The 20,675-nt window shown below is 71.8% G+C and carries 22 protein-coding genes and 1 tRNA gene; 18 read left to right on the forward strand and 5 right to left on the reverse strand.

Annotated features, from left to right (window positions below; all coding sequences use genetic code 11):
* Nucleotides 1-62 precede the first annotated feature (62 nt).
* The 3 genes from IE207_RS19150 to IE207_RS19160 all read left to right on the forward strand — a co-directional run bounded on the left by IE207_RS19150 (nt 63) and on the right by IE207_RS19160 (nt 4,049).
* A complete protein-coding gene (locus IE207_RS19150; RefSeq protein ID WP_190185468.1) occupies nt 63-2,489 on the forward strand; it encodes a helicase-associated domain-containing protein in 2,427 nt (808 codons plus the stop codon).
* Nucleotides 2,490-2,733: 244 nt separating this feature from the next.
* A complete protein-coding gene (locus tag IE207_RS19155) occupies nt 2,734-3,201 on the forward strand; it encodes a hypothetical protein (protein WP_190185469.1) in 468 nt (155 codons plus the stop codon).
* Between the two features lie 167 nt (nt 3,202-3,368).
* Nucleotides 3,369-4,049, forward strand: a complete 681-nt coding sequence (locus tag IE207_RS19160; RefSeq protein ID WP_190185470.1) for a scabin-related ADP-ribosyltransferase — start codon at nt 3,369-3,371, stop codon at nt 4,047-4,049.
* A gap of 135 nt (nt 4,050-4,184) precedes the next feature.
* Here the strand turns inward: IE207_RS19160 and IE207_RS19165 are convergent, their stop codons facing one another.
* Complete coding sequence (locus IE207_RS19165) at nt 4,185-4,997, reverse strand: VOC family protein (protein WP_190185471.1); 813 nt, start codon at nt 4,995-4,997, stop codon at nt 4,185-4,187.
* A 111-nt stretch (nt 4,998-5,108) separates the two neighbouring features.
* Between IE207_RS19165 and IE207_RS19170 the strand changes: the two genes are divergently transcribed.
* Together IE207_RS19170 and IE207_RS19175 are read left to right on the forward strand one after the other, a co-directional pair.
* Nucleotides 5,109-5,723 (forward strand): HhH-GPD-type base excision DNA repair protein, encoded by a 615-nt coding sequence (locus IE207_RS19170; protein ID WP_190185472.1) that lies wholly within the window; start codon nt 5,109-5,111, stop codon nt 5,721-5,723.
* Nucleotides 5,724-5,833: 110 nt separating this feature from the next.
* Complete coding sequence (locus IE207_RS19175) at nt 5,834-6,307, forward strand: cupin domain-containing protein (protein WP_190185473.1); 474 nt, start codon at nt 5,834-5,836, stop codon at nt 6,305-6,307.
* Here IE207_RS19175 and opcA read toward each other — a convergent pair.
* Entirely contained in the window at nt 6,256-7,188 is a 933-nt protein-coding gene (gene opcA / locus IE207_RS19180) for a glucose-6-phosphate dehydrogenase assembly protein OpcA (protein WP_190185474.1), read from the reverse strand. The genes IE207_RS19175 and opcA overlap by 52 nt on opposite strands.
* A gap of 96 nt (nt 7,189-7,284) precedes the next feature.
* Nucleotides 7,285-8,907, reverse strand: a complete 1,623-nt coding sequence (locus IE207_RS19185; protein WP_190185475.1) for a helicase HerA-like domain-containing protein — start codon at nt 8,905-8,907, stop codon at nt 7,285-7,287.
* Nucleotides 8,908-8,996: 89 nt separating this feature from the next.
* Here IE207_RS19185 and IE207_RS19190 point away from each other — a divergent pair, with 89 nt between their 5' ends.
* Nucleotides 8,997-9,293, forward strand: a complete 297-nt coding sequence (locus IE207_RS19190; RefSeq protein WP_190185476.1) for a type II toxin-antitoxin system VapB family antitoxin — start codon at nt 8,997-8,999, stop codon at nt 9,291-9,293.
* Nucleotides 9,294-9,425: 132 nt separating this feature from the next.
* Nucleotides 9,426-10,070, forward strand: a complete 645-nt coding sequence (locus IE207_RS19195; RefSeq protein WP_229873823.1) for a LytR C-terminal domain-containing protein — start codon at nt 9,426-9,428, stop codon at nt 10,068-10,070.
* Nucleotides 10,071-10,106: 36 nt separating this feature from the next.
* Here IE207_RS19195 and upp read toward each other — a convergent pair whose 3' ends face one another.
* A complete protein-coding gene (upp, locus tag IE207_RS19200) occupies nt 10,107-10,742 on the reverse strand; it encodes a uracil phosphoribosyltransferase (protein ID WP_190185477.1) in 636 nt (211 codons plus the stop codon).
* Between the two features lie 188 nt (nt 10,743-10,930).
* Between upp and IE207_RS19205 the strand changes: the two genes are divergently transcribed.
* The 9 genes from IE207_RS19205 to IE207_RS19245 all read left to right on the forward strand — a co-directional run bounded on the left by IE207_RS19205 (nt 10,931) and on the right by IE207_RS19245 (nt 18,193).
* Nucleotides 10,931-11,863: a universal stress protein gene (locus tag IE207_RS19205; protein WP_190185478.1), complete on the forward strand. Its 933-nt coding sequence runs from the start codon at nt 10,931-10,933 to the stop codon at nt 11,861-11,863.
* Nucleotides 11,864-12,638: 775 nt separating this feature from the next.
* Nucleotides 12,639-13,187: a tRNA adenosine deaminase-associated protein gene (locus IE207_RS19210; protein WP_190185479.1), complete on the forward strand. Its 549-nt coding sequence runs from the start codon at nt 12,639-12,641 to the stop codon at nt 13,185-13,187.
* Between the two features lie 65 nt (nt 13,188-13,252).
* Entirely contained in the window at nt 13,253-13,681 is a 429-nt protein-coding gene (gene tadA / locus IE207_RS19215; protein WP_229873838.1) for a tRNA adenosine(34) deaminase TadA, read from the forward strand.
* A gap of 78 nt (nt 13,682-13,759) precedes the next feature.
* A tRNA-Ser gene (locus IE207_RS19220) sits at nt 13,760-13,846 on the forward strand.
* Between the two features lie 305 nt (nt 13,847-14,151).
* Nucleotides 14,152-14,439: a hypothetical protein gene (locus IE207_RS19225; RefSeq protein WP_190185481.1), complete on the forward strand. Its 288-nt coding sequence runs from the start codon at nt 14,152-14,154 to the stop codon at nt 14,437-14,439.
* Between the two features lie 440 nt (nt 14,440-14,879).
* Nucleotides 14,880-15,041 carry a hypothetical protein gene (locus tag IE207_RS19230; RefSeq protein ID WP_190185482.1) on the forward strand — a complete coding sequence of 54 codons (162 nt, stop codon included), beginning with the start codon at nt 14,880-14,882 and terminating at the stop codon, nt 15,039-15,041.
* Between the two features lie 240 nt (nt 15,042-15,281).
* Nucleotides 15,282-16,307, forward strand: coding sequence for an RNA polymerase sigma factor SigF (locus IE207_RS19235; RefSeq protein WP_229873825.1), 1,026 nt, complete (start codon nt 15,282-15,284; stop codon nt 16,305-16,307).
* A 223-nt stretch (nt 16,308-16,530) separates the two neighbouring features.
* Nucleotides 16,531-17,370: an RNA polymerase sigma factor SigF gene (locus IE207_RS19240; RefSeq protein ID WP_190185484.1), complete on the forward strand. Its 840-nt coding sequence runs from the start codon at nt 16,531-16,533 to the stop codon at nt 17,368-17,370.
* Nucleotides 17,371-17,446: 76 nt separating this feature from the next.
* A complete protein-coding gene (locus IE207_RS19245; protein WP_190185485.1) occupies nt 17,447-18,193 on the forward strand; it encodes a hypothetical protein in 747 nt (248 codons plus the stop codon).
* Nucleotides 18,194-18,236: 43 nt separating this feature from the next.
* Here the strand turns inward: IE207_RS19245 and IE207_RS19250 are convergent, their stop codons facing one another.
* The gene (locus IE207_RS19250; protein WP_190185486.1) at nt 18,237-18,464 is read right to left on the reverse strand and encodes a hypothetical protein; all 228 of its coding nucleotides are present in this window, start codon (nt 18,462-18,464) and stop codon (nt 18,237-18,239) included.
* Between the two features lie 117 nt (nt 18,465-18,581).
* On the opposite strand from IE207_RS19250, the gene IE207_RS19255 reads away from it, so the two are divergent.
* Together IE207_RS19255 and IE207_RS19260 are read left to right on the forward strand one after the other, a co-directional pair.
* On the forward strand, nt 18,582-19,025 hold the full coding sequence (locus IE207_RS19255) for a MarR family winged helix-turn-helix transcriptional regulator (RefSeq protein ID WP_190185487.1): 444 nt from the start codon (nt 18,582-18,584) through the stop codon (nt 19,023-19,025).
* A gap of 15 nt (nt 19,026-19,040) precedes the next feature.
* Nucleotides 19,041-20,669 carry an MDR family MFS transporter gene (locus IE207_RS19260; RefSeq protein WP_190185488.1) on the forward strand — a complete coding sequence of 543 codons (1,629 nt, stop codon included), beginning with the start codon at nt 19,041-19,043 and terminating at the stop codon, nt 20,667-20,669.
* The last annotated feature ends 6 nt before the right edge of the window (nt 20,670-20,675 follow it).

A 20,675-nucleotide genomic window follows, 5' to 3' on the forward strand; every position in this document is an offset into this window, starting at 1 on the left:
TCCTTGACGCCTGCGGCGCGTCCGCACGCTGCCACGGTCCCTATCCCGCGAGGTGCGACGGCATGAAGTCCCGATCGACGCTGGCGACATGGCTGGGCAGCCTCGACGGCTGCGGCCTGGCACGCGTGCTGGAGACGCGGAGGGACGCCGCAGCCGCTCCGGAGCCGCGCTCGGTGGGGGAACTGGCCGACCGTCTTCAGCGCCCGGGATCGGTTGCGCTCGCCCTGGAGCAGCTCACGCTGCCGCAGCTCCAGGTCGCCGAAGCGCTGGCGGCGCTGCGTGCGCCCGCGTCCCGCGACGCACTGGCGCAGCTGCTGGGAGCGGAAGACGACGAAGCCGCCCGCGGACTGGGCAGCGTGCTGCAAGCTCTGGCCGATCGCGCTCTGGTCTGGCCTGACGGTGCCGGGAAGCTCCGCACGGCCGGCCCGCTGGGAGAGGCGTGGGGCGCGCCCCTGGGTCTGGACGCCCCGTTGGAGGGACTGCTCGCGGGCACGACCTCCGACGAGCTGCGCTGCATGCTGACGGCACTGGGCGTCAAGCCGACGGGCGGCAAGTCGCAGCGGCTGGCCGCGCTGGTGGAGCACCACAGCGACCCGGAACGGATCCTCTCTGTGGTCGCCAAGGCCCCTGCGGCGGCCCGGAAGCTGCTCGAAGGACGTGCGGGGGCCGGGCCGGCGGGGCCCGCGCGGTTCGTCATGTGCGGGAGTCCGGGACCCGAGCTCGAACCGGGCGCCGGATGGGCACTGGAGCGGGGGTTGCTGATCCCAGACCGTCACCACCACGGCCCGGCCCGCATGCCCGCCGAGGTAACGCTCGCACTGCGAGGGCTCGGTTGGCGCGCCCCGTTCGAGCCTGTCCCGCCTTCCGTGGGCTTGGCGCCCGTCTCCCCGAGGGAGGTCGACCACGAGGCGTCGGCCGCCGCGTCGGCGTTCGCCGCCGGTTCCGCCTCGGTGCTGTCGGCCTGCTCGGCGACCGCGCCGGTTCGGCTGAGGTCCGGCGGGATCGGTGCGCGTGAACTGGCCCGGATCGGCAAGGCGGCCCAGGCCGACGACGCCGTCGTACGCCTCACCTTGGAGACCGCGTTTGCCGCCGGGCTGCTGGCTCGGGCCGGTGATCGCGTGGCACCCACCGAGGCTTACGACGGCTGGGCGGAACAGGAACCCCCGGAGCAGTTCGCCGTACTGCTCCGTGCATGGCGAGACCTGCCGCTCACCCCCTCCCGGGCCCGCGACGAGGACAACAAGGTGCTCCCCGCTCTCAGCAGCGCACCGCCCTGCAACGGCTGCGTGCAGGCGCGCCACGGGCTGCTGGCCGCGGCCGCGCGGCTCCCGGCACGGCAGGGGGTGCGGGTCGCTTCGGACCTGGGGCCACTGATCGCCTGGGACCGCCCCCTCGCCGACTCGTCGCCGGACGGACCGCCGTTCGCCGGCGTGATCCGGGAGGCCGTACTCCTCGGCGTGCTCGCACGCGGTGCTCTGTCCGCCATCGGCATCCACCTGAGGACCGGAGATACGGAGGGGCTGGGCATCGAGTGCCGGCGGCTGCTGCCCTCGGCCACCGCGACGGCCCGGATGGGCGCCGACCTCACCGCCGTGGTCACCGGCATGCCGTCCGCGCGGCTAGCCTCGCTCCTGGACTCCGTCGCGGACCGGGAGACCAGGGGCACGGCGTCGGTGTGGCGGTTCAGTGCCGGCAGCGTCCGCCGGGCTCTGGACGCCGGCCGTACCCGCGAGGACATCACAGCCGGCCTCGCCGCTGTCGCCGCCGGGCCACTGCCACAGCCACTGTCGTACCTGATCGCCGACACCGCACGAGGCCACGGGCGGGTACGCGTCGCCCCCGCCGCCTGCGTTCTCCACGGCGACGAGCCCGCCCTCCTGGCCGAACTCGCCGCCCACCGCAGGCTCGCGGGGCTCGGACTACTACAGCTGGCGCCGACGGTGCTGATCAGCCGCAGCCCGCTCGACACCACCCTCGCCGCGCTCCGGGCGGAGGGATACGCCCCCGTCGCCGAGACCGACGAGGGAACGGTTCGCATCGAAAATGCCCGACCTCGGCGGGCGGCCGCTCCCGTCCCGGCTCCGCGCGGCTCCCGAGCGAGGGGCGGCGGCCGAATCGCTGCCATGAGCACGGCGGAAGAATCCACCGCTGTCGACCCGAGCACGCTGGCGACCCGGCTAGGGGCCGCCCCGGCCACGACCCCCGAACCGGCGCCGCTCGACGGCGGCGCACCCTTCGCCACGGACACCGAGGAGATCGTCGCGGCATGGGCCAAGCGCCTTCCGTACAGCGACATCCGCCGGCTCGCCCACGCCATCGACACCGATCGGGCCGTCACCATCGAGTACGTCGCCACCTCGGGCGGTCGGACCCTGCGCACCATCAGCCGCGCGGAACTCGATCCGCCCTACCTCGAAGCCTGGTGCCACCTGCGAGGCGACGCACGCGTCTTCACCCTCTCCCGCATCCACAGCGTCATGCCGGCATAGCCCCGCGGCCGCGGCCCGAGCCGGTACATCCCGTGCCGCTGGTGAATGACGAGCGTTCACTCCCCCGTTCGGAGCCGTCCGTACGGGGGTCGGCAGAACGCTCCGCCGCAGCGGGTCACAGAACGCCGGGAGGGGCCGCCCGGCGCGGGTCACGCGCGGTGGCCGGGGTGCCACTGCGCGTACAACCATTGTTCTCGGTGAGCGATCCATGTCTGTGCACACATCCACTGCACAGGGGAGAGCCGTGAACCACCGCACCGCAACCGCCGTACTGTCCGTCGTCATCGCTGCCGCAGGGCTCACCGCATGCGGCAGCGACAAGGACACCGACCAGCCGGTGGCGAAGAAGCCGCCCGCCGCCGCGCCGAGCACCGCCGCCGTACCTTCGGCGGCCGGCAGCCCGTCGGCCTCCGCCGCCCCGGCGCCCAACGGCAAGGGGATTCCGCCCAAGCCGGACGCGGCGACCCAGGCCAAGTACATCGCCGCCCTGGCCGCCATCGACCCGGACATCGTCAACACCAAGCCGGACAAGGCGGTCGACCGGGGCCGCAACCAGTGCGAGTCGATCGCCGGCTTCCCCAATGACAAGCAGAAGCAGACCGACCTCACCAACCAGCGGTTCACCTCGCCCACCCACCCGGACGGATTCGGGCCGGCCAAGGCCGCCAAGATCCTGGACGCGGTGCACACGCACCTCTGCCCCTCGTACTAGCAGCCGCGGGGGCGGGCGGGGGCGGGGGCGGGGGCGGTAAATCCTTTCGCCAGTACGACTGTTCCGCCCGTGCGGGTGGATCGCGGGCCGGGGGCGGCCCGGAGCGGTCGGTGCGCGCCTATAAAGGGCGCGTTCCGTTCGACCGACCTACCGATGGGCTCCCCGCCATGTTGCAGGCCGCTCTGCGCGTACTCGCCGCCGTTTCCGTCGTCTCCGCCGTCGCCGTCTCACCCGCCGCCGCGGCGCCCGCCGCCGACCTGACCTCCCCCTGCGGTCCCGTCACGGAGTACCGGGCCGCGGACTGGTGGCGTACGACCACGAACCCGATGATCGCCCAAGCCGTCGCCGCCACCGCCCTGGACGAGAACTGGCAGTGGCGCGACGACACCAACACCCTCTGGCGCGGGGACACCCGGGAGACCGTCGACGAGCTCTTCCAGACGGGATTCACGCCCCGCGGGCAAGAGCTGAGCCCGCTGGCCGAGTACATCGTCAAGGGCGGCGGCCAGAACAGCGCCCACCTCAGCACGAGTTGCGAGAAGTGGGTGGCCCAGAAGTTCGCCACCTACGGCGCGGCGAAGACGGGCTGGGTCTACGAGATCGAGGCTCCGGGCGGCATCGACGTGAACGCCACCGCGCACCTGAACCACTACGACTCGCCGTACCTGTGGAACAAGGAGATCGACTTCCCGGGCGGGGTAGAGGGCCGCTACATCAAGGGCGCCTGCAAGTACCACCTGGTCTCCACGGACCCGGACACGAAAGTCAGCACCTTCGAGAACCTCGGCTGCAAGAAGAACGACGGCTTCGCGCCGGCCGCGCTGGAGCAGATCGTCACCGCCCGGTAGTGGCGGCGGCGCCGCGGCCGGGCCCGTCGTCCGGCGCCGACCGGGCTCCCGGTGGATCCGCCCGCGCGGGTCCACCGGCGGAGGCCCGCCCGCGCGGGTCCGCCCGCGCCGGCGCGGAACCGTTCGCCCGACGCGCTACGCGAACTTCGGCATCTCACCGACCCGTGTCGACATGTCGATCGCCGCGAACGCCGCTCCCTGCTGGTCCGTCAGCGCCGCGAACCGGCCGAACGGGCTGTCCATCGGCCCGAAGTGGAGCCGGCCGCCCCGTGCCTGCGCCTTCTGCACCGCCTCGTCGCAGTCCGGGACCCCGAAGAACACCTGGATGTGGGGCGGGACCTCCGGCGGGAACTCGTCCCCCATGTTCATCCGGCCCAGCACCGGGTTCTCCGCGCCGCCCAGGCTGAATACCTTGTAGTCCATCCCCGCCGCCTCGGGGTCGTCGCCCAGGTCCATCTGCCGGGCCTGGTACGGGAACACCTTCGGCAGGAACTCGTCCACCTTCGCCACGTCCCGCGTGAAGACCTCCGCCCAGGCGAACGATCCCGCCTCACCGGCCTTCTCGAAGCCCTTGTGTTCGCCCGGCTGCCAGACGCCGAACACCGCGCCGCTCGGCTCCTTGGCGATCACCATCGTGCCGAAGCCGCCGACCTGCATCGGCCCCATCGCCACCTCGCCGCCCGCCGACCTGATCTTCTCCGCCGTGGCGGCCGCGTCCGGTGAGGCGAAGTACAGGCACCACTGCGACGGGGCGTCGACACCCGGCATCGGCGGCACGACGGCGGCGACGGCCTTGCCGTCGGAGTAGGCCTGCGTGTAGTTGCCGTACTCGCCCGCCGCTTCGCCGAACGTCCAGCCCAGCACGTCACCGTAGAAGGCCTTGGCCCCCTCCACGTCGGCGAACATCGCGTCCACCCAGCAAGGAGCGCCTTCCGGGTACTCAGTCATGATCGATCGACTCCCGTGTCGTGTACGTCGTCGTGACCCGTCTCGGTTCACACGCTAGGCGGCCGGTGCGCCGCCCGCGCGCGGAGGACGGCCACGGGAGAGGCTGGAGCCATGGACAAGGACATCACCATCCGGCTGGCCCAGCAGCCGGAGGCCGACGCGCTGCTCGGCCGGAGCCCGCTCGCCGCGCTCGTCGGGATGCTGCTCGACCAGCAGGTACCGATGGAGTGGGCCTTCTCGGGGCCGTACACGATCGCCCGCCGGATGGACGCGGACGACCTCGACGCCCACGTGATCGCCGCCTACGACCCGGAGGCCTTCGCCGCGCTGCTCTCCGAGAAGCCGGCCGTGCACCGCTACCCGGGCTCCATGGCCAAGCGGGTGCAGCAGCTGTGCGCGTACCTGGTGGAGCACTACGACGGGGACGCGGAGGGGATCTGGCGGGACGCGGGATCCGGGGCCGAGCTGCTGCGGCGGCTGAGGGACCTGCCCGGCTTCGGGGAGCAGAAGGCGCAGATCTTCCTGGCCCTGCTGGGCAAGCGGTTCGGGGTGCGTCCGAAGGGCTGGCGGGAGGCGGCCGGGGGCTACGGGGAGGCGGGCGTCCACCGCTCGGCGGCGGACATCACCGGGCCGGAGTCACTGGCCAAGGTGCGGGAGTACAAGCAGGAGCACAAGGCCGCCGCGAAGGCCGCGAAGGCCGCGAAGGCGCACGGCGGGGAGGCATAGGGCGGGGGAGGCACACGCCGAGGAGGCGCAGGTCGGTGCGGGTGTGGCGAGTTGACGAACGCTCGCCCACGGGGACGCGGGTACCGTCCCCGGCGCCTTACGCTCGGCCCATGACCTCGAACCTCACCCGCGCGACCACCGCCGAATCCATCTCCGACGGCCCGGGCAGCATCATAAAGCTGCTCACCGACACCCCCGAACTCACCTGCAACACGGCCGTCTTCGAGGTCGGCGCGGCCGGCGCCCCCGTGCACTTCCACACCAAGGCGACCGAGTTCTTCCACGTCACCGAGGGCCGGCTCGACGTACTCGTCGGCGACGAGGTCCACACCCTGGGCAAGGGCGACTTCCTCAGCGTCCCGCCCGGCGTGAAGCACGCCTTCGCCCCGGCGGCCGGCCACACCGCCGAGGTGTTCGTCGGCTTCACCCCCGGCATGGCCCGCTTCGACTACTACCGCCTGCTGGGCCGGGTGCGCGAGGGCGAGGCGACCGTGCAGGACATCATCGACAGCCAGCCCGTCTACGACAACCACTACGCGGAGAGCGAGGCCTGGGCCGGGCGCCCGCGCAGCGCCGAGGCGTAGACGACGTCGGCGTCGAGCCGCCGCAGTTCCTCCGCGATCAGCTCGGCGAGGCTGCGGATCTTGAGGGCGACCTTGCGGTCCGGCCACCCCGGCAGGGACAGGGTGGCCAGCACCCCGTCGGGCCGGTCCACCCGGATCTCGCCCCCGGTCGTCTCCAGCCGGACCCGCGTCACCACCGGCCCCTCCGAGACCACCCGCTCCACCGGCACCCCCAGCCGGACCTCCAGCCAGCGCGCCAGCAGCTCGGCGCTCGCGTTGTCCGCCTCGCTCTCCACCGCCGCGCCCGTCACCGGCAGCGGCGCCTGGTCCAAGGAGCCGGCCAGCAGCGAGCGCCATGGCGTCAGCCGGGTCCAGGCGAGGTCGGTGTCGCCGGGAGCGTAGGAGGCCGCCCGCTCGCGCAGTACGCCCACCGGGTCCGCGGTCGCCTGGGCGTCGGTGATCCGGCGCTGCGCCAGGGCGCCCAGCGGATCGTGTGCCGTCGAGGCGGGGGCCTCGGACGGCCACCACGCCACCACCGGCGCGTCCGGCGCCAGCAGGGGCAGCACGACCGAACTGGCGTGCTCGGTCAGTTCGCCGTACAGCCGCAGCAGCACGATCTCGCCCGACCCGGCGTCGGAACCGACGCGCAGTTCGGCGTCCAGGCGGGTCCGGTGGAGCTTGCGCGGACCGCGGGCGGTCCGTTTGATCACCGCGATGATGCGGGAGGGGTGCTCTAGCGAGGCTTCGGAGGCCGCGCGTACGGCGTCGTAGGCGTTCTCCTCGTCGGTGACCACGACGAGCGTGAGCACCAGCCCCATGGCGGGGCTGCCGACGGCTCGGCGCGCTTCGAGGAGGGCCCGGTCGATCTTTCCGGACGTGGTGTCGGTGAGGTCTGTCCGCATGATCCGAGTCTGTCAGCGAAGGCCATGGATATGGCAACCGGTTCAGTGGATTGCGCCTGGACCGCCCGACTGGGCCGTCCGGGCGAATGCAGTGGTTCAGCGTCGGCGGCGGGCCGTTCCGAAGAGCGAGCGCGAGATCTCCCGGCCCAGCTGAGTGCCGACGGACCGGGCCAGCGAGCGGAAGAGCCCGCTCCCTACCACCTGCTGCGCGAGCGACGGTTCCGCCCGGGTGGCCCCGCGGCCCTCCTTCTCGGCCTGCCTGCCCTCCTTCTCCGCTTGCCTGCCCTCCTTCTCGGCCTGCCTGCGCTCCTTCTCGGCCTCCTCCGCCGAGGCGGCCCGTTCCGCCTCGGCCTCGGCCGCGGCCTGCTCGGCGCTGATCTTCTCGTAGGCCGACTCGCGGTCGACCGGCTGTGCGTACCGGGCGTACAGGGGCGAGGAGGTCACCGCACGGTTCAGGGCGGCCGCGTCGACCGGCCCCATCAGCGACTGCGGGGCGCGCAGCCGCGTCGCCGCGACGGGCGTGGGCGCGCCCTTCTCGCTCAGCACGGTGATCACCGCCTCGCCAGTCCCGAGCTGGGTGAGCAGTTCCTCCAGGTCGTAGGCCGAGTGGGGGAACGTCTGCACGGTCGCCCTGAGCGCCTTCGCATCGTCGGGGGTGAAGGCGCGCAGCGCGTGCTGGACCCGGTTGCCGAGCTGCGCCAGCACGTCCGCCGGCACGTCCTTGGGCGTCTGCGTCACGAAGAAGACGCCGATTCCCTTGGAGCGGATGAGCCGGACGGTCTGCGTGATGGATTCGAGGAACGCCTTCGAGGCGTCGTGGAACAGCAGGTGCGCCTCGTCGAAGAAGAAGACGAGTTTCGGCCGCTCCACGTCCCCCACCTCCGGCAGGTCCATATAGAGGTCGGCCAGCAGCCACATCAGGAAGGTGGAAAAGAGCTGTGGTTTGTCCTGTACCGCCGGGAGTTCGAGTACGGAGACGATCCCGCGCCCGTCGGGGGCCGTCCGGAGGAATTCCGAGGTGTCGAATTCCGGCTCTCCGAAGAAATCCGCGGCGCCCTGCTGTTCGAAGGCGGTGAGCGAGCGCAAAATCACCCCGGCGGTCACCGTGGAAAGGCCGCCGATGCCTTTGAGCTCGGCCTTTCCCTGATCGGACACGAGAAAGGCGACGACCGCCCGCAGGTCTTTGAGGTCGATCAGCTCCAGACCCTTGGAATCGGCGTAATGGAAGATGAGACCGAGCGACTGCTCCTGCGTCTGGTTGAGCTGCAACACCTTCGACAGGAGGACGGGGCCGAAAGACGTCACCGTGGCCCGGAGCGGAATGCCGGCCCCGATCCCGCCCAGGGAGTAGAACTCGGCCGGATATCCGGTCGCCGACCATTCCTGGGCCACTTCCCCGGCCCGCTCGCGGATGCGGTCGTTCGGCACACCGGGCGCCGAAATCCCCGAGACGTCGCCTTTGATGTCTGCGAGGAAGACGGGAACGCCCGCCGCCGAGAGCTGCTCGGCGATCAGCTGCAGGGTTTTCGTCTTGCCGGTGCCGGTGGCGCCCGCGACCAGTCCGTGCCGGTTGAGCATGGCCAGCGGGATGCGGATCTGCCGGTCCGGCAGGCAGGTGCCGTCCCAGAGCAGGGCTCCCAGATCGAGCGCTGGTCCTGTGAAGGCGTACCCGGCGGCGATCTGGTCGGCCGGGGACACGGGGTCGGTGCTCTCGCTCATGAAGTCACTCCCGGATTGGCCCTGTCTGCCACTTTTGCACCACCGTCACGATGCTGCGCCCGCAGGCACCGGCCCGGTAGGCTTTCCGTGTGATCTTCAAGCGCATCGGAAGCGGGCGGCCGTACCCCGACCACGGCAGGGAAACCACCCGGCAGTGGGCGGACGTCGCCCCGCGCCCGGTCCGGCTCGACCAGCTCGTGACGACCAAGGGACAGCTGGACCTCGAGACACTGCTCGCCGAGGACTCCACCTTCTACGGGGACCTCTTCGCGCACGTCGTGAAGTGGCAGGGCGACCTGTGCCTGGAGGACGGGCTGCACCGCGCCGTGCGCGCGGCCCTCCAGCAGCGCCAGGTGCTGCACGCGCGCGTCCTCGAAATGGACTGACAGCAGCTGCCCCCGGCTCCCGATCGGTGACGAGAGCCGTCCTGACCGGCCGATTGCGCCTTTCGGGTCGGCCTTTGCCGATCAATAGATCATTTAGTAGGCATCGTTCCGGTACGGCACTACGCTGCGCCCATGAGCATGCTCACTCCCCCCGGCATGGGCGGAAAGTACCGCGTCACCGGAGCTGCCTTCCCCCGCATGAGCCGTCCGCGGCGACGCCGCCGGATCATCCTCGCCCTGTTCGGCTCCGCCCTCGTGCTGGCCCTGCTCGGCTACGGGGCACTGCAGCTCATCGACGTCTTCCGCGGCGACACCAAACACAAGACGGCCGCTGCCAAGGACTGCCCGACCGGCGCTCCCAAGGCAGGTCCGGCGGCGGCCCCGTCGAAACCCGCGGTGGTACTGCCCCAGCCCGGCCAGATCACGGTCAACGTCTACAACGCGACCCCGCGCGCCGGCCTCGCCAAGGCCGTCGGGGACGAGCTGAAGAAACGCGGCTTCGTGATCGGGCAGGTCGGCAACGCCCCCGCCGACTTCGACAAGAAGGTCCCCGGCACGGGGATAATGCTCGGCTCGCCGACGACCGACAAGGCGGCGTACGCCGTACTCGGCACCCAGCTGGCCGGCATGACGCAGCACACCGACACCCGCGAGGGCCCGGACATCGACCTGATCCTCGGCGACGCGTTCAAGGAGCTCAGCACGAAGGCGGACGCCGACAAGGCGCTGGCCGTACTGGCCAACCCCGAGCCCGCGCCCGCCGCGAAGAAGTGCTGAACGGCGCCTGACCACCAGCGGTCCGCGCCCGGAGCGTTATTCGGCCGAGCCGTACATGCGGTCGCCCGCGTCGCCCAGGCCCGGCACGATGTAGCCGTGCTCGTTGAGCCGCTCGTCCACGGCTGCCGTCACCACCGTCACCGGCGTGCCCGCCAGCTCGCGCTCCATGACCTCGACGCCCTCCGGCGCGGCCAGCAGCACCACGGCGGTGACGTCGTCGGCGCCGCGCTTGATGAGCTCCTGGATCGCGGCGACCAGCGTGCCGCCGGTGGCCAGCATCGGGTCGACGACGTAGACCTGGCGGCCCGAGAGGTCCTCGGGCATGCGCGTGGCGTACGTGGAGGCCTCCAGGGTCTCCTCGTTGCGGACCATGCCGAGGAAACCGACCTCGGCGGTCGGCAGCAGCCGCACCATGCCGTCCAGCATGCCGAGACCGGCGCGCAGGATCGGGACGACCAGCGGGCGCGGGTGCGACAGCTTCACGCCGGTGGTCGCGGCGACCGGGGTCTCGATGTCCGCCTGCTCGGTGCGCACGTCGCGGGTGGCCTCGTACGCCAGGAGGGTCACCAGCTCGTCGGCGAGGCGGCGGAAGGTGGGGGAGTCGGTGCGCTTGTCGCGCAGCGTGGTGAGTTTGTGCGCCACCAAGGGGTGATCGACGACCTGCAAACGCACAACTTCCTCCAAGACCTCAACTGCCGCCAGCTGCCGGGTTTCGACCTGCGACCTGCGAAAACGGCCGCGATGTGCGGCCCACACCCAAAAGGCTACGCGCTGGGCGGACCCTCCCGTGTCCGAAGGGGCACCCCGGGCGCCCCGGCCCCGGTATTGCGGGCCGCACAGGGGCCCAGCACGCTGGACTGATGAGCAACGGACTGGTGATCGCGGCGGTCGACGGATCCGAGCACAGCCTGGAAGCCCTGGAATGGGCCCGGCTGGCGGCGCTGCGGCACCGCACCGGACTGCTCGTCGCCCATGTGCTCTCCGACAGCGCCCAGTTGTACGCGGGCCGGCGCGCCGCCCTGCACGACGCCTCGGAGCCGGAGGAGTACGCCGATCCGGTGCGGGACCGGGTACGAGAGGTCCTGGCGGCGGCTCCGGAGCGGCCGGCCGAGGTGCGGTACGAGGCGCTGGAGGGGTCGGTTCCGGAGGCGCTGCGGGTGATCGGGGCCGAGACGCGGCCGCTGGCGCTGGTGATGGGCTCCCGGGGCCGCGGGGGCTTCGCCGCGCTGCTGCTGGGGTCGAACAGCCGGGCCGTGGCCACCACCGCGCCGTGCCCGGTGGTGGTGGTGCCGCGGGCGGGGCGGTCCGGGGCCGGCGGGGCGGTGGTCCTGGGGCTGCACACCGCCGAGACGCACGACGACGTACTGGCCTTCGCCTTCGCGGAGGCCGCCGCGCGGGGGACGGCCGTCCAGGTGGTCTCGGCGTACCCGGCGCCTCCGTCCCCGGCGGTGATGCCGCTGGACACGCCGTTCGCGGTGATCACCCCCGAGGAGCTGGCGGGCGGCGACGACCTCGCTCCGGCCGAGCGGGAGACCCTGCGGGCCCAGCAGGAACGCCTCGCGCCGTTCCGCGAGCGGCACCCGGGGGTGCTCGTGGAGCAGGCCGCGGTACCCGGTGAGGCGGCGGGGCGGCTGGTGGAGGCGTCGCGCTCGGCGGCGCTGGTGGTGGTCGGCCGCCACCACCCGAAGCGGAGCCTGGGGGCCCTGATGATGGGGTCCGTCGCGAACGCGGTGCTCCAGCACGCGCAGGGCCCCGTGGCGGTCGTCCCGGCGACCCATGACCAACCCGCCTGAGCTGGGACGACCTGGGTGGCATCAACGCGGGGGTCCCGGGGAAGGTGGGTAGGACAACCGCAGAAGAACAGCCGGGGCGGTGGCGATGGTGCCAGAGAAAGAGCCGGGGGATCCGGGGGAGCCGGAGAGTACGGCGCAGCGTCGGGCGCGGCGTGCCCAGTTCCTCCGCGACCTGAACGAGGCGCGCGAACTGCGCGACCGTGTCCAGCCCCGCCGCGCCCGCGCGGCCCGCATGCGACAACAGATGCGCATGCGAACGTTCCGCTGGTAACCCGACCCGCTGGAGGCACCTCCTCCAGCGGTAGCCGGGGGAGCCTTCGGTCCCCTGCCCGGGGGCAGCCACCCCAGCGCGGGACCAGCCCGGCGGGGCCAGCGCCGGCCGCGGCTTCGGCGCGTCCCCGAGGCAGCCACTCCAGCCCCCGTGGGGTACCTCCCAGCGGTAGCCGGGGGAGTTTGGGGCGCGGGCCCGGGGTGAGGCCACGCACCCGGCGCGGATGCCCGCCCACCGCCCGGCGCCCCCTGACGGCGGGCCCGTCCCGGGGGTGACACGCCCACCCCCGGGACCGGGTCCCGCCCTCCCAACGCGGCCCCCGCACAACCCGCGGAGCCCACGGCACGGGACGACGCAAGCGCGGAAGACCTCTCGCAAAGCCGCCGTTTCTGCCACGATGCCGATGGGGCGGGGTACGAACGGCTCGCACAAGGCCGTTCCGGCCCCAACCTCAGGCCGGGGGGACCTCCAACCGGCACGCCTACGACCAGTGGGAGAGTCACGGTGTACTTCGCCGCACTGCTCGCGCGCACCGAAGACGGGTGGGAAGCGAGCGACATGGAACTCGACGACGTCGAGTCCTTGAGTGATCTGATCGATCTCGCCCGGACCGCCGCTGTCGACGACGACACGGTGGTCGCCCTCATCGAGCAGGAGGACGCCTGGTTCGGCGTCATCCGCGTGGACGGCGAGGAGGACCCTCGGTACTTCGTATCGAACGCCTCCGCGGCCGACCGCAGCTCCTACGGCTCGATGCTGACCAAAGAGCTGCTGGGCAGCGAGGAGGAGGACGACGAACTCGACGAACTCGACCTGGACGGCACCGAGGACGGCGAGGAGGAGGCCATCGCCGCCTTCACCGCCGAGGACGACGACGCGGACGAAGGGGTCCGCAGCGGCGCCGAGCCGGTACCGGCCGGTCCGCTCGGCGACCCCCGGCTGCTCGACGACCTCGGGGTGAGCCACAAGCAACTGATGACCATCGACGCAGACGCCCTCTCGGAGATCGCCGAGTCGCTCGGTGCGACCGAGGTCCTGGAGGCCGTCCGCTAGTGATCACCGAGCACCACACGCACCAACCCGGTCCCGACCCCGTACGGGACCCCTGGCGGGACTCCATGCGCCTGGCGCTCCAGGAGGCCGCCCTGGCGGTGCCGGCCGGCGACGTGCCGGTCGGCGCCGTCCTGCTCGGCCCCGACCTGGAGCTCCTCGCCACCGGCCACAACGAGCGCGAGGCGGCCGGCGATCCCACGGCCCACGCCGAGGTGCTCGCGCTGCGCCGGGCGGCCGCCGCGCTCGGGGAGTGGCGGCTGACCGGGTGCACCCTGGTGGTGACCTTGGAGCCGTGCGTCATGTGCGCGGGCGCGCTGGTGCAGTCCCGGGTGGCCCGGGTCGTCTACGGCGCGGACGACGAGAAGGCGGGCGCGGCGGGGTCGCTCTGGGACCTCGTACGGGACCGCAGGCTCAACCACCGGCCGGAGGTGATCCGCGGCGTGCTGGCGGACGAGTGCGCGCGGCAGCTGACGGACTTCTTCCGCGACCTCTGACCGCCCCGGGGACGGCTCGTGGCACGGCCCCGGATACGGATTTCAGAGCACGGCTCTCTTTGGGCTAAGCTCTCTCTCGGTAGCGTGTCCGAGCGGCCGAAGGAGCACGCCTCGAAAGCGTGTGATGGTGCAAGCTATCCGTGGGTTCAAATCCCACCGCTACCGCTCTGATCGAGAGCCCCGCCCCGCAAGGGTCGGGGCTCTCGTCGTTCCGGCCCCCGGCTCCGGCCCACGGCTCCGGGTCCGGGCTACGGCTACGGCTACGGCTACGGCCACAACTGCGGGCCAGGGCCGCCCGCGACGGCCCGCCCCCGCCCTCCCGACCGGCGACTCGGCGGCCCGCCCCGCCCTCCCGGGCCGCCGGGACGCGCCGCCATCCGGCCCCGCGTCCGCCCCCGCTCGTAGCGCCGTACGGCCGCCCTCCGGGGGACCGCCGCGTGACCGGCCGCCCGCTCGGCCGTTGTCACGGCATGACCAAGACCCAGCGCATGCTCGCCGCCTTCGCCCTCGCGGGGGCCGCCGCGGGCCTCGCCGCACCCGCCGCCTCCGCCGCGCCGATCGCCCCGCTCACCCTCCCCGACCTGCCGCAGGCAGCCCCGGGGATGCCGAAGGGCGCCGTGCCCGGCTCCGTCCAGGACATCGGCGCCAAGCTCAACGCCCTCAACCAGCTCAACCGGCTGGCGGACCTGCCGAACGACCTCGCGCCGGTGATCGCGCCCGTCCAGCCCATCACGGACCTGGCCGGCGCCATCGGCTGACCGGCCCCGCCTCTCGGCCCGGCCGCCCCCAGCCCGGCCGCCCTCCGCTCACCGCCACTCAGCCCAGCGGTCCGCAACGCTCTTGGCCCGCAACGCACGGAAGGCCCCGGCCGCAGCCGGGACCTTCACGTGTGGACGGGGGAAGCGGCATCGGGGGGACAAGCCGCTCCCCCCGATGAGACGGAACCTGCCGGCCCGAGCCGCGATCAGGGGGAAGCCCGCGGTCCGGACCCCGCAGCGAGGTCCTTTCCCTCACCCTCCGATTTCCTGCCAGAACCGGTGGGCTCGTGTCCCATCCTGCGCCTTCACCTCCCACCCGCGGACCGACAAAAGGCCCGTACCGACAGGTCATTGGTCCTTAAAGGTCAGGTGAGTGTCCAAACCTGACCGGTTAGACTCACCCGACTCAGCAGGACCGGTTGGGGAGGCCGACACCGCTCATGGACACCAAGAAGATCGTCATGGGCGCGCTCGTCGTCTTCGTACTCTTCGTGATCATCACCCAACCCGTCAAAGCCGCCGATATGGTCCAAATAGGCTTCCAAGGGATCTCGGATGCCGCCCACGGGATCGGCGAGTTCATGACCGAACTGGTGCGCTGAACCCGTACGCTGAAGCGGATTCCGGACTCCCCGGCCCCCCACTCCGACGGGTGGGGGGCTTTTTGTGTTATCCGTGTTCAGGGTGAATTTCCCGATATGCCCAATCTAGCTAATCTGCCCTCAACACGGCGATATCAGGTGCTTGCACACAGTGCGCATCTCTTGTGATGCTATGACCGCTTTTGACGGATAGTTGACTGAAGGGGTGGCGTGACCGTGCCGGCCAGTACTGCGCCTCAGGTGCCACCCCAGCAGGACCCGCAGAGCCCCCAGAGCGCGCAGGAACCCCCGCATCCGGCCGAGCCGCCCCACGACCCCCAGGTCCCGCTACAGCAGGAGTCCCCGTCGGAGCCCCGGCCGGAGCCCTCGCCGCAGCAGCCTCCGGAGCCCCCGACCGAGCCCTCACACGGGTCCCGGCCCGAGCCCGAGCCCGAGCCCGACCCCGCGCACGACCCCTCGCCCGGGTCCCCGCCCGAGTCCCCGCCCGCCCCCAGGCCGCAGAGCCGGGGGGCCGACACCCGGGCCCTGACCCAGGTGCTGTTCGGACAGCTCAAGAACCTCCAGCCGGGCAGCCACGACCACAGCAGGGTCCGTGGGGCCCTCATCGAGGCCAACCTCCCCCTCGTCCGGTACGCGGCCGCCCGCTTCCGCAGCCGCAACGAGCCGATGGAGGACGTCGTCCAGGTCGGAACGATCGGTCTGATCAACGCGATCGACCGGTTCGACCCCGATCGCGGAGTGCAGTTCCCGACCTTCGCCATGCCCACGGTGGTCGGCGAGATCAAACGATACTTCCGCGACAACGTGCGCACCGTCCACGTCCCGCGCCGCCTCCACGAGCTGTGGGTCCAGGTCAACGCGGCAACCGAGGACCTCACCACGCTGCACGGACGCACCCCCACGACCCCGGAGATCGCCGAGCGGCTGCGCATCACCGAGGACGAGGTGCTGTCCTGCATCGAAGCCGGCCGGAGCTACCACGCAACCTCGCTCGAAGCCGCCCAGGAGGGCGACGGAATGCCCGGCCTGCTGGACCGCCTCGGCTACGAGGACCCCGAACTGGCCGGCGTCGAGCACCGCGACCTCGTCAGGCACCTCCTCGTACAGCTGCCCGAGCGCGAGCAGCGGATCCTCCTGCTCCGGTACTACAACAACCTGACGCAGTCGCAGATCAGCGCTGAGCTGGGGGTTTCCCAGATGCACGTCTCCCGGCTGCTCGCCAGGAGCTTCGCGCGCCTGCGATCCGCAAACAGGATCGAGGCGTAACCGGAACGGGTGTAGATCACCTGCCTGTTTCCCGACAGACCGGGCTCATTCCGCTCTGTCGCTGGAGATACATGTCGACATGGCGCTACAGCGTGTTGCCGACATGTGACATTCTGCTGGAACCGCGTTTGCCGCAGCCCCGCCTCCGGTATTCAGGTGGAGGCTGCGTTCCTCCGACGGGCGCGCAGAGAAGCGCGACCGTCCGCGACCTCAAGGGGGTGGCATGTCCGTAGACCAGGGCAGCTCCAAGGTGCTCACGCTCGTCAAGCGTGAACTGCCGGCAGTGTCCAACCGCTCGGAAGCCATCGACACCCGCACGCTCTCCCGCTCCCTCTTCCAGCGACTTGCCGCCCTGGACGTGGACAGCCCCGAACGCGCGTACGTACGCGACACCCTGATCGAGCTGAACCTCCCCCTCGTGCGCTACGCGGCGGCCCGCTTCCGCAGCCGCAACGAGCCGATGGAAGACATCGTCCAGGTGGGGACCATCGGGCTCATCAAGGCGATCGACCGCTTCGACTGCGAACGCGGTGTCGAGTTCCCGACCTTCGCCATGCCGACGGTCGTGGGCGAGATCAAACGATTCTTTAGGGACACTTCCTGGTCCGTGCGCGTCCCGCGCCGGCTCCAGGAGCTGCGCCTGGCCCTCACCAAGGCCAGCGACGAGCTCGCCCAGAAGCTGGACCGGTCCCCGACCGTGCCCGAGCTGGCCGCCGTGCTCGGCGTCTCCGAGGAAGACGTGGTCGACGGCCTGGCCGTGGGTAACGCGTACACCGCCTCCTCGCTCGACTCCCCCTCGCCCGAGGACGAGGGCGGCGAGGGCTCCCTCGCCGACCGGCTCGGGTACGAGGACAGCGCGCTCGAAGGGGTCGAGTACCGGGAGTCGCTCAAGCCGCTGCTTGCCAAACTGCCGCCCCGGGAACGGCAGATCATCATGCTGCGGTTCTTCGCCAACATGACGCAGTCGCAGATCGGCGAGGAGGTCGGCATCTCCCAGATGCACGTCTCCCGGCTGCTCACGCGCACGCTCGCGCAGCTGCGCGTAGGCCTCATCGGCGAGTAACCCGGCGGACAGCCACAGCCACAACCACCGCTGCCGCCCGCTTCCCAAGTGACGGATCGTCAGTAACACTGGCGCGATGCGAACGGGAACCCGCCGGGCGGCAGCCCTCACCCTCTGCGGCGCGGTCGCCGCCCTGGCCCTCAGCGGCTGCGGCGGCCCGGCCCGCGGCGGTTACGTCGCCGTGGCAGCAGCGCCCTCCGGCCCGGGCGGCAACGTGCCGCCGCGCGGGCAGGTGGAGTTCCAGCAACTCGGAGCCCCGCCCGCGGACGGCGGCGCGGCTTCGGCTCAGAGTGGTACGTCGCCCGGTGCGAGGGACGCGAGGACCCCGGCCGCCTCCGCCCAGGGCGGACCCACACCCACCTCCCCCGGCGGCTCCGCAGCCCCGGGCACCCCACCGGCCCCCGCCCCGGCCACCACCCCCGGCACCCCCCACGACCCCGGGCCCCCGGGGCCGCCGGGATCCACACCCCCGCCCGCGCCGGGCAGGCCGGGCACCGGGACCCCGCCGCCGGCCACCCCGGCGCGGCTGACGCTGGGGGCCCCGCTCCGCTCGGCGGCCGGCGAGCGCTGGTGCGAGCGGGTCACCGTCGCCTTCACCAACACCGGGACCACGGCCGCACGTTCGGGCACGGTGAACTTCGCGACGCACATCATCGGCGCGCTCGGCATCGACTGGGCCACGATCACCACGACCCAGCCGCTGCCCGCCCCGATCGCGGGAGGCACGTCGAAGACGCAGACCTACACGGTCTGCGTCGAGTCCTGGCGGGTACCCCTGGGCATGCACGTGGAGACGCGGAACGTCACTGCCACCTGGAGCTGACGTTCCGGCGCCACGGCACACCGGCGCTCGGCAAGGGGACCGGCTAGCCCAGCGCCAGCCAGGCCACCGCCGCGATCACGACGAGCGCGACGAGCGCCAGGCCCACCCACAGGCCGGTCTTCGGGGCCGCCTTCGCCGGCTGCCGCCGACGGGCTCCCGGCACGGTGGCACGCACCGGCTCCGCCTCCTCGACGAAGGCGCGGAACATCTGGGTGCTGCCCGCCGGGTCGTAGTTGCCCTCGGGGCCGGGTGAGTTGTGGTTCGCAGCCATGGCTCCGCACCCTAGCGGCTTTTCCGATTCCTTTGCCGCCCCACCTCGAAAATCCATTTGCCTGTAGCAACCAATCTCTTCTATGGTTGCCCTAAGCAACAAGATTGGGGGCGCCGGATGACCACGCACAGGGACGCCGGCACCACGCCGACCACCCGCTACGAGGAGCTGGCCCGCCAGCTCACCGGCATCGGCGCGGTCAAGCGCGACCTCGCCCGGATCCTGCCCGCGGACTGCCCGACCGGCTCCGCCGCCGTACTGACCGTCCTCGACCGGCACGGCGAGATGCGGCTGAGCCGGCTCGCCGAGTTCATGGCCATCGACATCTCGGTGAGCAGCCGGCACGTCGCCCACGCCGCCGACCGCGGCTGGATCGAACGCGTCCTCGACCCCGGCGACGGCCGCTGCCGGATCCTGCGCCTCACCCCGGCCGGACGCACCGTCCTCGCCGAGCTCAGCACCCGGTACACGAACGCCCTGGAAAGGGCCCTGTCCGACTGGTCGGCCGAGGACATCGACGCGCTCAACTCCCTGCTGGCCCGGCTCCGATCCAGCTTCTAGTACCTAAGGAACCACATGGCTACGACCACACCCGCCGGTGTGCGGGGAGGCGGCCGGTCGGGGACCACGCCCGACGGCGCGCCCATGACTCACCCGCAGATCATGAAGGCCCTGTCCGGGCTGATGCTCGGCATGTTCGTGGCGATCCTGTCCTCCACGATCGTCTCCAACGCGCTGCCCCAGATCATCAGCGACCTCGGCGGGACGCAGTCCTCCTACACCTGGGTCGTCACCGCCGCCCTCCTCTCTATGACGGCCGCGACCCCCCTGTGGGGAAAGCTGTCCGACCTGTTCAGCAAGAAGCTGCTGGTCCAGATATCCCTGGTCGTCTATGTCCTCGGCTCCGTCGTCGCCGGCATGTCACAGAACACCGGCATGCTCATCGCCTGCCGCGTGGTCCAGGGCATCGGCGTCGGCGGTCTGTCCGCCCTCGCCCAGATCGTGATGGCGGCGATGATCTCCCCGCGCGAGCGCGGCCGCTACAGCGGCTACCTCGGCGCGGTGTTCGCGGTCGCCACCGTCGGCGGCCCGCTGCTCGGCGGCGTCATCACCGACACCGACTGGCTGGGCTGGCGCTGGTGCTTCTACGTCGGAGTCCCGTTCGCCGTCATCGCGCTGATCGTGCTCCAGAAGACCCTGCGGCTCCCGGTGGTCCGGCGGGACGTCAAGGTCGACTGGCTGGGCGCGTTCCTGATCAGCGGCGCGGTGTCGTTGCTGCTGATCTGGGTCACCCAGGCCGGGGACTCGTACGACTGGATCTCCTGGACGACGCTGGCGATGACCGGCGGCGCCGTGGTGCTCGGCCTGCTCTTCCTCCTCGTCGAGTCCCGGGCGAGCGACCCGATCATCCCGCTGCGCCTGTTCCGCAACAAGACCATCTCCCTCGCCTCGGCCGCCTCGCTGTTCGTCGGGATCGCGATGTTCTCCGGCACGGTCTTTTTCAGCCAGTACTTCCAGCTCGCCCGCGGCGAGTCCCCCACGATGTCCGGAATCCTCACGATTCCGATGATCGGCGGTCTCTTCGTCTCCTCCACCGTTTCCGGTCAGGTGATCACCAAGACCGGTCGGTGGAAGGCCTGGCTGGTGGCCGGCGGGGTGCTGCTGACGGCCGGCCTCGGCCTGCTGGGGTCGCTGCGCTACGACACCCCGTACTGGCACATCGCGGTCTACATGGCGCTGACCGGTCTCGGCCTCGGCATGATGATGCAGAACCTGGTCCTCGCCACGCAGAACCAGGTGGCCCCGCAGGACCTCGGTGCGGCCAGCTCCGTCGTCACCTTCTTCCGCTCGCTCGGCGGCGCCATGGGCGTCTCGGCGCTCGGCGCGGTGATGGCGAACCGGGTCACGCACTACGTCACGGACGGTCTGACCGCGCTCGGTCCGAAGGCGGCGGCCATGGCGCACGGAGGCGGGGGCGGGATCCCCGACCTCGACAAGCTGCCCGCGCCGCTGCGCACCGTCATCGAGTCCGCGTACGGGCACGGAGTCGGCGACGTCTTCCTCTACGCCGCTCCGTGCGCGCTGCTCGCCCTGCTGCTGGTGCTGTTCATCAAGGAGGTCGCGTTGAAGTCGAAGCCGACGTCGCACGCCCCGGCAGCGGCGAGCGCCGTCCAGGAGGCGCCGGCCGTCGCCCGGGCGAAGTAGCCGGGT

The sequence above is a fragment of the Streptomyces cirratus genome (genome assembly GCF_014650775.1).
In the GTDB taxonomy this organism is placed as follows: domain Bacteria; phylum Actinomycetota; class Actinomycetes; order Streptomycetales; family Streptomycetaceae; genus Streptomyces; species Streptomyces cirratus.

What these genes read in the sequence shown, in the direction of transcription:
- IE207_RS19150 (WP_190185468.1), top strand. Translation starts at nt 63, where the DNA reads ATGAAGTCCCGATCGACGCTGGCGACATGGCTGGGCAGCCTCGACGGC.
- IE207_RS19160 (WP_190185470.1), top strand. Translation starts at nt 3,369, where the DNA reads ATGTTGCAGGCCGCTCTGCGCGTACTCGCCGCCGTTTCCGTCGTCTCC.
- IE207_RS19165 (WP_190185471.1), bottom strand. Translation starts at nt 4,997, where the DNA reads ATGACTGAGTACCCGGAAGGCGCTCCTTGCTGGGTGGACGCGATGTTC.
- IE207_RS19170 (WP_190185472.1), top strand. Translation starts at nt 5,109, where the DNA reads ATGGACAAGGACATCACCATCCGGCTGGCCCAGCAGCCGGAGGCCGAC.
- IE207_RS19175 (WP_190185473.1), top strand. Translation starts at nt 5,834, where the DNA reads ATGACCTCGAACCTCACCCGCGCGACCACCGCCGAATCCATCTCCGAC.
- opcA (WP_190185474.1), bottom strand. Translation starts at nt 7,188, where the DNA reads ATGCGGACAGACCTCACCGACACCACGTCCGGAAAGATCGACCGGGCC.
- IE207_RS19185 (WP_190185475.1), bottom strand. Translation starts at nt 8,907, where the DNA reads ATGAGCGAGAGCACCGACCCCGTGTCCCCGGCCGACCAGATCGCCGCC.
- IE207_RS19195 (WP_229873823.1), top strand. Translation starts at nt 9,426, where the DNA reads ATGAGCATGCTCACTCCCCCCGGCATGGGCGGAAAGTACCGCGTCACC.
- IE207_RS19205 (WP_190185478.1), top strand. Translation starts at nt 10,931, where the DNA reads ATGAGCAACGGACTGGTGATCGCGGCGGTCGACGGATCCGAGCACAGC.
- tadA (WP_229873838.1), top strand. Translation starts at nt 13,253, where the DNA reads ATGCGCCTGGCGCTCCAGGAGGCCGCCCTGGCGGTGCCGGCCGGCGAC.
- IE207_RS19225 (WP_190185481.1), top strand. Translation starts at nt 14,152, where the DNA reads ATGACCAAGACCCAGCGCATGCTCGCCGCCTTCGCCCTCGCGGGGGCC.
- IE207_RS19230 (WP_190185482.1), top strand. Translation starts at nt 14,880, where the DNA reads ATGGACACCAAGAAGATCGTCATGGGCGCGCTCGTCGTCTTCGTACTC.
- IE207_RS19240 (WP_190185484.1), top strand. Translation starts at nt 16,531, where the DNA reads ATGTCCGTAGACCAGGGCAGCTCCAAGGTGCTCACGCTCGTCAAGCGT.
- IE207_RS19245 (WP_190185485.1), top strand. Translation starts at nt 17,447, where the DNA reads ATGCGAACGGGAACCCGCCGGGCGGCAGCCCTCACCCTCTGCGGCGCG.
- IE207_RS19250 (WP_190185486.1), bottom strand. Translation starts at nt 18,464, where the DNA reads ATGGCTGCGAACCACAACTCACCCGGCCCCGAGGGCAACTACGACCCG.
- IE207_RS19255 (WP_190185487.1), top strand. Translation starts at nt 18,582, where the DNA reads ATGACCACGCACAGGGACGCCGGCACCACGCCGACCACCCGCTACGAG.
- IE207_RS19260 (WP_190185488.1), top strand. Translation starts at nt 19,041, where the DNA reads ATGGCTACGACCACACCCGCCGGTGTGCGGGGAGGCGGCCGGTCGGGG.